This window comes from Bradyrhizobium sp. (genome assembly GCF_049798375.1).
GTDB lineage: Bacteria > Pseudomonadota > Alphaproteobacteria > Rhizobiales > Xanthobacteraceae > Bradyrhizobium.
In genome coordinates, this window is sequence record NZ_JBARGP010000012.1 from 1 (window position 1) to 13277 (window position 13277).

Annotated in this window: 8 protein-coding genes; all 8 read left to right on the forward strand. The window is 63.0% G+C overall.

Annotation, left to right across the window (positions count from 1 at the left end; all coding sequences use genetic code 11):
* Nucleotides 1–143 precede the first annotated feature (143 nt).
* The 8 genes from WA702_RS00370 (at nt 144) to WA702_RS00405 (ending at nt 13240) form a co-directional block, all read left to right on the forward strand.
* Nucleotides 144–1166, forward strand: coding sequence for an ABC transporter ATP-binding protein (locus WA702_RS00370; protein ID WP_425108543.1), 1023 nt, complete (start codon nt 144–146; stop codon nt 1164–1166).
* Nucleotides 1167–1183: 17 nt separating this feature from the next.
* The gene (locus tag WA702_RS00375) at nt 1184–2737 is read left to right on the forward strand and encodes an ABC transporter substrate-binding protein (RefSeq protein ID WP_425108544.1); all 1554 of its coding nucleotides are present in this window, start codon (nt 1184–1186) and stop codon (nt 2735–2737) included.
* Nucleotides 2738–2788: 51 nt separating this feature from the next.
* The gene (locus WA702_RS00380) at nt 2789–3745 is read left to right on the forward strand and encodes an ABC transporter permease (protein ID WP_425108545.1); all 957 of its coding nucleotides are present in this window, start codon (nt 2789–2791) and stop codon (nt 3743–3745) included.
* Nucleotides 3742–4623 (forward strand): ABC transporter permease, encoded by an 882-nt coding sequence (locus WA702_RS00385; RefSeq protein WP_425108546.1) that lies wholly within the window; start codon nt 3742–3744, stop codon nt 4621–4623. The genes WA702_RS00380 and WA702_RS00385 overlap by 4 nt, the downstream gene beginning before the upstream one ends.
* 23 nt (nt 4624–4646) lie before the next feature.
* Complete coding sequence (locus WA702_RS00390; protein WP_425108547.1) at nt 4647–6410, forward strand: AMP-binding protein; 1764 nt, start codon at nt 4647–4649, stop codon at nt 6408–6410.
* Between the two features lie 72 nt (nt 6411–6482).
* Nucleotides 6483–9791 (forward strand): carboxyl transferase domain-containing protein, encoded by a 3309-nt coding sequence (locus WA702_RS00395; RefSeq protein ID WP_425108548.1) that lies wholly within the window; start codon nt 6483–6485, stop codon nt 9789–9791.
* Nucleotides 9792–9816: 25 nt separating this feature from the next.
* Nucleotides 9817–10773: a hypothetical protein gene (locus tag WA702_RS00400; RefSeq protein ID WP_425108549.1), complete on the forward strand. Its 957-nt coding sequence runs from the start codon at nt 9817–9819 to the stop codon at nt 10771–10773.
* Between the two features lie 34 nt (nt 10774–10807).
* Nucleotides 10808–13240, forward strand: a complete 2433-nt coding sequence (locus WA702_RS00405; protein ID WP_425108550.1) for a CoA transferase — start codon at nt 10808–10810, stop codon at nt 13238–13240.
* Nucleotides 13241–13277 lie beyond the last annotated feature (37 nt).

The window sequence follows — 13277 nt, forward strand, 5'->3', positions numbered from 1 at the left end:
CCCGCCGGCTGCCGCTTCCGCCCGCGCTGCAAATACGCGGTTGCGGGCTGCGAGCGCGAACAAAAGATGGCAGCTGTCGCTGATCATCGCATTGCGCGTTGCTGGCGCTCGGTTGATCTGGAACTCCCGGGAGCCGTCAGCTGATGCCGGCGGCTGAAAAGATCGACAATGCCGTGCTCACGGTTCGCGGTTTGCGCATCCTGTTTCCGACCCGCGACGGAGGCGAAACGGTCAAGGCAATCGACGGCATGGACTTCGAGGTCCGTTCCGGCGAAACTTTCGGCGTCATCGGGGAGTCCGGATCGGGCAAGACGACGCTCGGCCGCGCGCTGGTGTCGCTATTGGCTCCTTCCGAAGGGCAGGTCCTGCACGACGGCATCGATCCGGCAACACTCTCGACCCGCGCGTTCCGCAGCCATCGCCGCGACTACCAGATCATCTTCCAGGATCCCAACGCCGCACTCAATCCGCGCATGACGATCATCGACAGCGTGGTCGAGCCGATGGAAATCATGGGGGAGGGGAATGCCGCCTCGCGCCGGCGCCGCGGCATCGAGCTGCTGGAGCGCGTCGGGCTTTCGGCGGATGCCGCGGACCGCTATCCCCATCAGCTGTCCGGCGGCCAGAAGCAGCGGGTCAATATCGCGCGCGTGCTGACATTGCGGCCCAAGGTCATCGTTTGCGATGAGGTGGTCGCGGCACTGGACGTCTCGATCCGCGGCGATGTGCTCAACCTGTTCGCGGATCTGCAGCGCGAGTTCGGTTTGACCTATGTGTTCATCACCCACGATATTTCCGTGGTCTCGCACATCTCCGACCGTATCGCGGTCACCTACCTCGGCAGGCTGATGGAGCTTGGCCGCACCGAGGATGTCATCGAGCATCCACTGCATCCCTATACGCGTGCGCTGTTGTCGGCCGAGCCAATTCCGTTGCCGTCGCATTTGCGGCTCGATCGCCGCATCATCCTCGAAGGCGAGATCCCGAGCCCCGTTGCGCCCCCTTCAGGCTGTCGCTTTCGCACCCGCTGTCCTTCCGCGCAGCCGCGTTGCACCGAACAGGTGCCGGCCTGGCGCGAGATCAAGCCGGGGCACCGCGTCGCCTGCCATTTCGCGACCGCCGACGGACCGCCAGCGGACAATCACAAGACGCGGCGCGCGTCGTGAACATTGGGAGAAAGAGCATGCGGGTGATCGATCTTGGGGGACGACAGTTGCGCCGGCGCGACATTCTGGCGCTGATGGGCGGTGCTGCGGCCAGCAGCGCGCTCGGGCTTCCTGCATTCGCTGACGAGCCGAAAAAGGGCGGTGTGCTGAAGGTTGCTGCGCCTGCCAATCCGTCCTCACTCGATCCTGCGACCGGCGGGTCCGGCGCGGATCACAGCATCCTCTGGACCATGTACGACACGCTCGTCGAATGGGATTATGAGACGCTGAAGCCGAAGCCCGGCATGGCGAAATGGTCGTTTCCAGATCCCAGGACGATGGTGCTCGATATCAATGATGGCATCAAATTCCACGATGGAACGCCGCTCGATGCGGAGGCCGTCAAGTTCAATCTGGAGCGCAACCGGTCGGATCAGCGCTCCAACGTCAAGCCCGACCTTTCGAGTGTCGACAGCGTCGAGGTGACCGGGCCGTTGCAGGTCACGCTGAAGCTTAAGAATCCCGATACGGCGCTGCCTGCGATTCTGTCGGATCGTGCTGGCATGATGGTGTCGCCGACCAATATCAAGGCGCTGGGCAACGATACCGACCGCAAGCCGGTCGGTGCCGGACCATGGAAATTCGTGCGCTGGAACGACAATGAGATCGTCGTCGTCACCCGCCACGAGGATTATTGGCGCAAGGGCCGGCCTTATCTCGACGGCATCGAGTTCAATATCATCACCGAGAATGCCACAGCTTTGCGCTCGGTGATCGCCGGCCAGAACGACATGGCGTTTCAGTTACCGGCCCGTCTGAAGCCCGTGATCGAACGTGCCAAGAGCCTGACCCTCATCAGCGCACCGACCCTCTATTGCATCCAGCTCTACATCAATTACGGCCGCGCGCCGCTTGATAACGTCAAGGTCCGGCAGGCGATCAATTTCGCGCTCGATCGGGATGCCTTCGTCAAGGCGGCGCTCAGCGGCCTCGGCGAGCCGGCGCGGATGACGCTGCCGAGCTCGCACTGGGCCTTCGACAAGGATGTCGCCGGCACCTATCCGCATGACCCCGACAAGGCACGCAAACTGCTGGCTGATGCGGGCTACAAGGATGGTCTGGAGCTCACCATCGGCGGCTATACCGACCAGGACTCGGTCCGCAACGGCGAGGTCATCCAGGACCAGCTCGGCAAGGCCGGCATCCGCCTGAAATTCAGCCGCGGAACGATCCCGGAAATCAGCGCGCAGTTCTTCGGTGCCGAAAAGAAGTTCGACTTGCTGGTGTCAGCCTGGACCGGACGTCCGGACCCGAGCATGACCTATGCACTCGGATTCGACAAAGGCGCTTATTACAACGCCGGACGCACCGCCGATCCCGAGCTCTCGAAGCTGATCCAGGAAAGCCGGGTCAGCGAGGATCTTTCCAAGCGCGCTGAAGTGTTCGCCAGGATCCAGCGCTTCACTGTCGAAAATGCGCTGTCGGCGCCGCTAGCGTTCCAGTTCGAAATGGATGCGCTGTCCAGCAAGGTGAAGGGATACAAGCCCGACCTTCTCGGCAAGCCGAAATTCGAGAACATTTCGCTCGGCTGATCACGCACGCCGTGCATGTCACGGCGCCGCGCACCGAAAGTGATGGCGCACATGAGAAAACCCGGCCGTCTTCGTATCATCGGGCGTCGCCTGCTGCAGGCGATCCCGGTGATCGTGCTCTCGACCTTCGTCGTTTTCGGCCTGCTCAAGCTGGTGCCGGGCGACGTCGCGGTGACGCTCGCGGGTGACAATGCCTCGGATCAGCGGATCGCGGAGATCCGCGAGATCTATGGCCTCAATCAGCCTTTCCTGGTGCAATACGGCTCGTGGCTGCTCAAGGCCGCGCACGGCGACCTTTCGAATTCGCTGGTCTCCAACGAAGCGGTGTTGAGCTCGATCGAACGTTGCCTGCCACACACACTGCTGATCGTGGCGATGGCGCTGTTGACGGCGCTGATCATGGGCATTCCGCTCGGAATCGCTGCGGCTTTGAAACCTGGCGGATGGATTGACGGGCTCGTCATGGCGATCGCATCACTTGGTGTCGCCGTGCCGAACTTCTGGCTGGGCATGCTCCTGGTCGCGTTCTTCTCACTGCAACTCAATTGGCTTCCGGCAACAGGCGCGGTTTCCCTCGTTCAGGATCCATGGGCTGCGCTCACTCACGCGATTTTGCCGGCACTGGCGTTGGCAGCCGGGGGTATCGCAGAGGTAGCCCGGCAGCTGCGGTCCTCGCTGGTCGAAATTCTGTCCTCGCAGCAGGTTCGGACCTTGCATGCCAAGGGATTGTCCCCGTCATCGATCCTGTGGCGCCACGGCCTCAAGAACGTCAGCGTCAACCTGCTGACGGTGATCAGCCTGCTCGCCAATCGCATGCTTGCTGCAACCGTGGTGGTCGAGGCCGTCTTCGCAATTCCCGGCATGGGCGGCCTGATCGTGAACGCCGCGATGCACCGCGATTTTCCGGTGGTGCAGGGGGTCGTCTTCACGATGGTGCTGATTGTGGTCTGCCTTAATCTCCTGACCGACATTCTCTACAGCGTCCTCGATCCGAGGATTTCGTCATGACAGATGCGGTGATGGCGCCGCCTCGGGAGCGCCGCCCCGGCCGCTTGGCTGGATTAGCAAGATGGTTCAGAACCGATATTCGTGGGGCGGTCAGCCTGTCGGTCCTGCTGCTGCTATTGCTGATGTCTGCGCTCGGACCCTGGATATCGCCATATGATCCGGCCGCCCAGGACATCGATACCGCGCTGGCGACAATGTCCTCGCAGCACTGGCTCGGCACCGACGATCTCGGGCGCGATACGCTGAGCCGCCTGATCTATGGCGGCATGGCCTCGCTCTACGCGAGCTTCCTTGCGGTCGGCATCGCGGTCGCAATCGGCGTGCCGGTCGGCATCGTCGCAGGCTATATTGGCGGTTGGGTTGATGCAGTGATCAGCCGCATCATCGACAGTTTCCTGTCGTTTCCGGCGATCGTGCTTGCAATCGCGGTCACCGGCGCGCTCGGCGTCGGCCTGACAAATGGCATGATCTCGGTCGGCATCGTGTTCTCACCGCAGCTCGCGCGTCTCGTCCGTGCGCGCACGCTGGTGGTGCGCAATGAGCTCTATGTCGATGCCGCGCGCTGCTTCGGCGGCTCGACGTCGCGCATTCTCTGGCGGCACGTTCTGCCGAACGCGATCCAGCCCGTTATCATTCAGGTCACGCTGCTTTTGGCAGGCGCGCTGCTGGCGGAGGCCAGCCTCAGCTTCCTTGGCCTTGGCATCCAGCCGCCCGAACCGAGCTGGGGCTCCATGCTGGCGCGTGCATACCAGAACATGGAGATCGCGCCGGAGCAGATGTATCCGCCGGGATTTGCGATCCTGTTCACCGCTCTCGCCTTTAACACCTTGGGCGAGTCGCTGCGCACAGCCCTCGATCCCACCATGAAACGTAATTGACTTGAGGATAGAGGAAGACGGTCATGACCGCAGACGCCAAGGAAACCGCAAAGGAAACCGCAAAGGAAGCAGCGAAGGACGCCGCAAACGAAGCCGCCTATCTGGCGCGGCTGCGCGGCCTCCATGCCAAAGCGTGGCCGAAGGGAACGCCGAGCACGCCGCAATACCCTCATGGCGAGGTTGCCTTGACCGAGTATCTGCGGGCCTGGGCCGGGCGCCAGCCGGAAAAGCCCGCGGTGATATTCTACGGCCACGTCACGACCTACGCCGATCTCGACAGTCAGAGCGACCGCTTTGCGGCGCTGTTGATCGAGAAGGGCGTGCGCAAGGGCGACCGCGTCGCCGTCTTCATGCCTAATTGCCCGCAGTTTCACATCGTTTTCTTCGGCATCCTCAAGCTCGGCGCGATCCACGTCCCGGTCAGCCCGCTGTCGCGCGCCTTCGAGCTCGCCTATGAGCTGAATGATACCGGGGCTGAGGTCATTGTCGCGCTCGATCAGTTGGCTCCCGTGGTCGATCAGGTCCGCGGCGAGACCAGGCTGCGCCAGATCATCGTGACCTCGCTTGCCGATGTCATCCCCTCGCAGCCGTCCATTCCCGTTCCCGACTCCATTCGCGGCGCGCGGCTAGATGTTCCCGGCGCGATCGATTTGCTGCCCGCGCTCGCGGCCTTGGCCGAGCCCACGCCGCTTCCGCCGGCCGGGCTCGATGATGTCGCCGCACTGAACTACACCGGTGGTACGACCGGCATGCCCAAGGGTTGTGTTCATACCCAGCGCGACATGGTCTATACGGCTGCCGCCAATCACGGGATCTCCGTGGTCGCGACGAAGGACAGCGTCTTCCTGTCCTTCTTCCCGGAGTTCTGGATCGCGGGCGAGAATTTCGGCCTGATCTTCCCGCTGTTCTCGGGCTCGACATTGGTGCTGCTGGCGCGCTGGGATGCGCTTGGCGTGCTGTCCGCGATCGAGCGCTACAAGGTCAACGTGACAGCCATGCCGGTCGATGGCGCGGTCGAGCTGATGGATCATCCGCGGTTCGGGGATTTCGACCTGTCCTCGCTTGACCAGGTCCGCGTCGTCTCCTTTGTCAAGAAGCTCAACCCGGAGTATCGCAAGCGCTGGAAGGATCTGACCGGCACCATCCTGACCGAAGCCGCCTGGGGAATGACCGAGACCCATACGTCCAACACCTTCACGGCGGGCTTCCAGGACGGCGATTTCGACCTGACGTCGCAGCCGATCTTCGTCGGACTTCCGGTGCCCGGCGCCGAATTCAAGATCACCGATTTCGAGACCGGCGAGCTGGTACCGTTGGGGGGCGAAGGCGAGATCCGGGTACGCACGCCATCATTGCTCAAAGGCTATTGGAATAAGCCGGAGGCGACCGCGCAGTCGCTGGTAGGTGGCTGGCTGCGCACTGGCGATATCGGCACCATCGACCCGCAAGGCTTCCTGCATTTTCTCGGCCGCCGCAAGGAGATGCTGAAGGTCAAAGGCATGAGCGTGTTTCCGCCGGAGATCGAGGCGCTGCTGGGTCAGCATCCCCATGTGCTTGGATCCGGCGTCGTCGGCCGTGACGACGCCGACAAGGGGCAGGTGCCTGTCGCGTTCATCCAGCTGAAGCCGGAGTCCGCAGGCGCGATCACTGCGAAGGAATTGCAGGCGTGGTGCGCCGAACGGATGGCCGTCTACAAGGTCCCGGAGGTGCGCATTATCGAGTCGCTGCCGATGACGGCGACCGGCAAGGTGAAGAAGCAGGAACTGGATGCCAATCCACCGCTGTGAATGGAAATCCTGCCAGTCGCTGCAGGCGGTGGTTGCCGCCTGCCGTGACGATTGTTGCTGACGGAGAATTTGATGCCCTTTCGAAAATTGCTGATCGCCAACCGCGGCGAGATCGCGATCCGTATCGCGCGTGCTGCCGCCGACGCCGGTCTTGCCACGGTCGCGATCTATCCTGCCGATGACGCCAATTCGCTCCACGTTCGGATCGCTGACGAGGCGAGGGAGGTCCCTGGCCGGGGAGCCCGGGCCTATCTCGACATCGAGGGGGTGATCGGCGCGGCAAAGGCGTCCGGCTGCGATGCGCTGCATCCGGGTTACGGATTTCTCGGCGAGAACGCCGACCTGGCGCAACGCTGCGCAGACGAGGGCATTACCTTCGTCGGCCCCCGGCCAGCCGCATTGAAGCTGTTCGGCGACAAGGTCGCCGCCAAGCAGCTGGCGAAGCGGTGCGGCGTACCGGTCATCGCAGGAACGAGCGGACCATCGGCGGTCGACGATATCAAGGCGTTCTTCAACTCGCTCGGCACCAGTCCTGCGATCATGATCAAGGCGATGGCCGGAGGCGGCGGTCGCGGCATGCGCGTCGTCGAACGCGGGGCGGACATCGACGAAGCCTATGCGCGCTGCCAGTCGGAGGCCAGGGCCGCATTCGGCTATGACGGCGTTTATGCCGAGCGGCTGATCCGCAACGCGCGCCATATCGAGGTGCAGATCATCGCCGACCGCTATGGCGACGTCAGCCATCTGTGGGAGCGCGAATGTACGGTTCAGCGTCGCAACCAAAAGCTGATCGAGATCGCACCGAGCCCGTCGCTTGGCGATGGATTGCGCGCTCGTATCGTCGAGGCGGCCAGACAGATCGCAGCCGAGGCCAAATATGACAGCCTGGGCACGTTCGAATTCCTGGTCGACGGCGATGCCGGCGGTGCCGCTGGCGCCTTCGCCTTCATCGAAGCCAATCCGAGACTGCAGGTCGAGCATACCGTGACAGAGGAGGTGCTCGCGGTCGATCTGGTCCGCGCGCAACTCGCGGTCGCGGATGGCGCCACGCTCGCATCGCTCCAGCTGGACCAGGGCGCGGTACCGAAGCCGCGGGGCTTTGCGATGCAATTGCGGGTCAATATGGAGACGATGGATGCGAGCGGCAGCACCAGGCCGAGCGGCGGCACGCTTGCGATCTTCGAACCGCCGTCCGGACCAGGCGTGCGGGTAGATACGTTCGGCTATGCTGGCTATCGGACCAGTGCGGCCTTCGACTCGTTGCTCGCCAAGGTGATCGTTCACACCCCGCTTCAATGGACCGATATCGTCGCCAAAGCAGCGCGAACGCTGCGTGAGTTCCGCATCGAGGGTGTGGCGACCAATATCCCGCTCATCCAGGCCATTCTGGCGCACCATGACTTTCAATCCAATCGCGTCACCACCAGCTTTATCGATCGCAACGTCGCAGAGCTCGTGCATGCGGCGAACTCCATGGGTCCGTCGCTGTTTGCGGCCGGCAGCGCGGCGCCGAACGAGGCTACATCAGCTGGTACGATCGACCCGCTCCCCGAAGGTGTGGTCGCGATCGTTGCGCCGCTGCAGGGCACGATCGTCTCGATCCCTGTGAAGGAAGATGATGTGGTCCGTCCGGGCCAGCAGCTTGCTGTCATCGAGTCAATGAAGATGGAGCACCTGGTGACGGCGGAGCAGGGTGGTCGCATCAGACGCATCGTCGCGGCCGATGGGGCCACGTTGATGCAGAACGAGGCGATCCTGTATCTCGAGCCACAGGATGTCGCCGGCGAATTTGCCTCGGAGGAGGCCGAGATCGACCTCGATCATATCCGACCTGACCTCGCGGAGATGCTGGCGCGGCAGGGCAACACGCTGGATGAGAATCGTCCCGCATCGGTCGAACGGCGGCGCAAGACTAATCAACGCACCGCGCGCGAAAACATCGCCCATCTCGTCGATGAGGGCTCCTTTGTGGAATATGGCAGCCTCGCCATCGCGGGCCAGCGCCGCCGCCGCGCCCTTGAGGATCTGATCAAGAACACGCCGGCCGACGGCCTGATCGCCGGCGTTGCCACCGTCAATGCCAGGGCGTTCGGCGAACAGGCCGCGCGTTGCATGGTCATTTCCTATGACTACACCGTGTTGGCCGGCACCCAGGGCCACATGAACCACAAGAAGATCGACCGGATGCTGACGCTGGTCGAACAGTGGAAGCTGCCCCTCGTGTTCTATGCTGAAGGTGGTGGCGGCCGCCCGGGCGACACCGACCGGCTTGGCTTAACCGGCCTCGATGGCCCTTCTTTCGTTCAGTTTGCCAGGCTCTCCGGACTGGTTCCGGTCATCGGGGTGGTGTCGGGTTATTGTTTCGCGGGCAACGCCGCCATGCTCGGTTGCTGCGACGTCATCATCGCAACCCGGAACGCCTCGATCGGCATGGGCGGACCGGCGATGATCGAGGGCGGCGGCCTTGGCGTCTACCATCCTGCCAAGGTCGGTCCGGTTTCGTTTCAGTCGCCGAACGGGGTCGTCGACATTCTTGTCGAGGACGAGGAGGAGGCGACGCGGGTCGCGCAGAAATATCTGTCCTATTTCCAAGGGCCGATTGATGAATGGCATGCGCCGGATCAGCGGCGGCTGCGGCGGGCCATTCCGGAAAACCGCCTGCGTGTCTATGACATTCGCGCCGTAATCGATCTTGTCGCGGATGAGGATTCCGTGCTCGAGCTCCGCCGTGACTTCGGCGTCGGCATGATCACGGCCTTCGTCCGCATCGAGGGAAAACCATTCGGCCTGATCGCCAACAACCCGAAGCACCTGGGTGGCGCCATCGACGCTGCGGCCGGCGACAAGGCGTCACGGTTCATGCAGCTTTGCGACGCCTTCGATATCCCGATCGTCTCGCTCTGCGATACGCCGGGATTCATGGTGGGGCCGGAAGCGGAAAAGACCGCGATCGTGCGTCATGTCGCACGCATGTTCGTCACCGGTGCCAGCATCACGGTCCCGTTGTTCGGTGTGGTGTTGCGCAAGGGCTACGGGCTCGGCGCCCAGGCGATGATCGGCGGCGGCTTCCATGCCTCGTTCTTCACAGTGGCCTGGCCCACCGGTGAGTTCGGCGGCATGGGGCTGGAAGGCTATGTCCGGCTCGGCTTCCGCAAGGAGATGGAGGCGATTGCCGATCCGGTGGAGCGCGAGACCTATTACAAGAACAAGGTCGCTGAGCTCTATGCCAACGGCAAGGCGACCTCGATTGCCTCCGTGTTCGAGATCGACAATGTGATCGATCCGGCCGAGACGCGCCGCTGGATCATGGCAGGCCTGCGGTCGGTGCCGCCCAGGCCGCCGCGCGAGGGCCGCAAGCGGCCGTGCGTTGATACCTGGTAGTGCGAGATTTGTCCGGAGCGATACGATGACAAAGGCGGCTTTCGATACCGTGATCGAAGACACAGGTGACGCGCTGATCGGCCCATGGCGGAAGCCGCGTCAGATGCTGCACGCGCAGACCTACGATTCCCACGCCTCGATCCACGATGATGCCACGGCGCAGAAGCTGGGCTTCAGGGGCGGCACCATCGAGGGGCCGACGCATTTTAGCCAGTTCGCGCCGATTTGCGTCAAGCTCTGGGGACAGGCCTGGTTCGAGCAGGGCTGCATCTCCGCGCATTACCGCAACGCCGCCTTCGAGGGCGAGGACGTGCAAGCGATCGTGGAGAAGCCGTCGGAGAATTTGCCTAGCGCCACCATCCGCATGGTCAAGCGGGACGGCACGGAAGTGCTGCGCGGCAGTGCGTCGGTTGGCACGGATGCCTCACCATCAGCTCTCGATAAGCGCCTTATGGAATTAAAGCCGCTCACCGACGCGGTCATTCTGCGCGACGTCAGGATCGGCATGACAACGGCGCCGCAGACGGTGCGCATGGAATTCGACCAGCATATGGGCGATCTCTATCCCTTCTCGCTCGCGCAGAAGCTGAAGGTCATCACGGAGCCATCGCCGTTTTATTCCCCGGACGAAGCTGACGCCTCGCCCTGGGGACGGCCGATCATCCCGATGGAAATGTTGAGCGTGCTGTTCCAGCACACCAGCAGGAAGGACGGTCTGCCCGTCAAGGGGCCAGCTGTTGGCCTGTTCGCCGATCAGGAGATCCGCCTCCTCAACGGGCCGCTATTCGTGGGGGAGGATTACCGCATCCAGCGCAACGTCGTCGCGATGTCCGGCAGCAAGCGGACCGAAAGCCTGTGGGTGCGTACCGACGTTCGGGATCGCGACGATGATGTTGTCGCCACCATGCTGCTCAATCTCGCGACATTGAAGGAATCCTACGCAGCCTACGAACGGGAATATGCGGACCTGGTCCGGACCTGATAGGCAGTCAAGCGTCCGGATGGGAGAGAGGCCAATGGCTTTGGAGCATTTGCGCGTGGTCGAGATCGGCAGCAGCGCGGCCAGCGCCTATTGCGCCCGGCTGTTCGCCGATTTCGGTGCCGCTGTCCGGAAGATCGAACCGCCTGCGGGTGATCCGATACGTCGTGCCGCTCCGATGACGCCTGCAGGCAGCAGCGCCTGGTTCGCGTTCCTCAATTTCAACAAGGCGAGTGTCGTCGTCGATGGTGACGATGAAAATGCCTCGGCCGCGATCGAGAACCTCATTCGCGGCTGCGATGTCCTGATCGACGGCCGCGCTATCGACCCGGCAGGTGCGCCGGACATCGACCTTGAGCGGCTGAAGCGGGACAATCCGACTCTCATCCATATTGACACGCACTGGTTTCGCGACGGCGGGCCGTATGAAAATTTCGCGGCAACGGACTCGGTCATTCGCGCGCTGGTCGGCCTGACCAAGCTTGTCGGACCTACCGAGGGACCGCCGGTGTCCGCTCCCGACTTTCAGACCGGCATTCTCGCCGGACTTTGGGGCTTCATCGCCGCAGCCTCTTCGCTCGTCGGGCTGGCCAGTGACGGATGCGGCCGCACACAAGTATTGAGCGTGTTCGAGGCGAGCATCGCCGTGACCGAATATATCATGTTCGAGGGCATCGCGCATGGCGATGTGATGCGGCGCATTGGTGTCAACCGCTTTTGGCCGACGTTCCCGGTCGGCGTCTATCCGACACGCGATGGCTGGCTGGGCGTGACGACGGTCACGCCTGCGCAGTGGCGCTCGTTTTGCGAGATGCTTGGACTGGAAAGTCTGCGCGATGATACTTCGCTAACGCTTGGCACGGATCGCCTCAAGCGCGTCGAGGAGATCGAGGCCGCGTTCATCCCGAAGCTGCGGGAGCAGACGACGCAGCATTGGTTCGCGCAAGGCCTCGTGCGCAGGATCCCTGTCGTGCCGGTGCCGAGCATGGCCGATCTGATCAACGACCGGGAAAAAATTGAGCGAGGCGCAGTCGTCCCGCTGCAGATCGGCTCGGAACGGGCTGTATCGCCCGGCTCGATGCAGCGATTGCTTGGCACGCCGCCGAGAGCTGGTGGCGCGGTGCCGTCACTGGCCGCGAAAGCGGACCCGGTCACGCATGCACCTTCCATGCCGCTTGGCGAACCGCGGCGCAGGCCGCCGCGCGAAAAGGGCAGCCTTCCGCTCGACGGCGTTCGCGTCGTCGATTTCTCAATGGGATGGGCCGGGCCGCTCTGCACCCGGACCCTGGCCGATCTCGGTGCTGACGTCATCAAGATCGAGGCCATTCAATATCCCGATTGGTGGCGGGGCGTCGATCGGCGGCCCGCCTATGTGCAGGAGAAGCAGTACGAGAAGATGGCGCGGTTCTGCATCATGAATCGCAACAAGCGCGGCATCACGCTCGATCTGACGCGGCCGGCTGGGGTCGCGCTGGCAAAGCGGCTTGTGACCGGTGCGGACATCGTGGTCGACAATTACTCGGTCGACGTGCTGCCAAAGCTGGGCCTCGGCTATGAGGTGCTCGGCAAGCTCAATCCGAGACTGGTCATGATGTCGATGTCCGCTTTCGGATCGCGTAGTGTGCATCGTGACTGCCGTGCTTACGGCTCGACGCTCGAGCAAGGGGCTGGCCTTCCGCAGGTCGTTGGTCATGAGCAGGATCCCCCGATCATGAGCCACGTGGCGTTCGGTGACGCCGTCGGTGGGCTCAATGGATGCGCGGCGGTTTTGATTGCGCTGATCAATGCGCGCCGCACGGGCCAGGGCCAGCCGATCGATCTTGCCCAGATCGAATGCATGATGCCGTTCACGGCTCCCTGGATGATTGTCCATTCGATCGACGGTCGGCCACCCCGGCGCAATGGCAATCGTCATCCGGACCACGTTCCCCACGGGGTCTTCCGATGCGCGGGCGATGACAATTGGCTCGCGATCGCGGTTTCTGATGACGGAATGTGGCGGAGGCTTTGCGGCGTCATTGGGCGTGACGACTGGTCCGCCGACCCCAAATTGCGGCTTGCGGACGAGCGCAGGTCGCGAGAGGCTGAGATCGAAGCTGCGATCAGCGAGTGGGTGTCGCTGCGCTCGGCAGATGAGGCGATGACGAAGCTGCAACGCGCGCGCGTAGCAGCCGGCGTCGTCCGGCTCCCGTATGACCTGCTCGCAGATCAGCAACTGCACGGTACCGGCTTCATTCAGCAGGCCGATCGTCCTTTCATGGGCAAGCATCCGCAGCCATCGGTGCCGTTCCGGGAGGCTGCAGCGCCTTATCCAATTCGGCACGGTGCTCCGACATTGGGCGAGCACAACGAAGACATCCTGTGTGGCCTGCTTGGATTGTCCGAAGCGGAACTGAAGGGACTGGTGGCCGACGGAATCGTTGGAACAGAAATGCTGACGGAAGCGCAGCTTTCAATTCGCCCCAAGTAAGCGCTCTGTTGTGGGCTGGAGCATGATCGATCCGGAA

Excerpts from the sequence above, each read along its gene's own strand:
- WA702_RS00375 (WP_425108544.1), top strand. The coding sequence starts at position 1,184 with ATGCGGGTGATCGATCTTGGGGGACGACAGTTGCGCCGGCGCGACATT.
- WA702_RS00405 (WP_425108550.1), top strand. The coding sequence starts at position 10,808 with ATGGCTTTGGAGCATTTGCGCGTGGTCGAGATCGGCAGCAGCGCGGCC.
- WA702_RS00395 (WP_425108548.1), top strand. The coding sequence starts at position 6,483 with ATGCCCTTTCGAAAATTGCTGATCGCCAACCGCGGCGAGATCGCGATC.
- WA702_RS00370 (WP_425108543.1), top strand. The coding sequence starts at position 144 with ATGCCGGCGGCTGAAAAGATCGACAATGCCGTGCTCACGGTTCGCGGT.
- WA702_RS00400 (WP_425108549.1), top strand. The coding sequence starts at position 9,817 with ATGACAAAGGCGGCTTTCGATACCGTGATCGAAGACACAGGTGACGCG.
- WA702_RS00385 (WP_425108546.1), top strand. The coding sequence starts at position 3,742 with ATGACAGATGCGGTGATGGCGCCGCCTCGGGAGCGCCGCCCCGGCCGC.
- WA702_RS00380 (WP_425108545.1), top strand. The coding sequence starts at position 2,789 with ATGAGAAAACCCGGCCGTCTTCGTATCATCGGGCGTCGCCTGCTGCAG.
- WA702_RS00390 (WP_425108547.1), top strand. The coding sequence starts at position 4,647 with ATGACCGCAGACGCCAAGGAAACCGCAAAGGAAACCGCAAAGGAAGCA.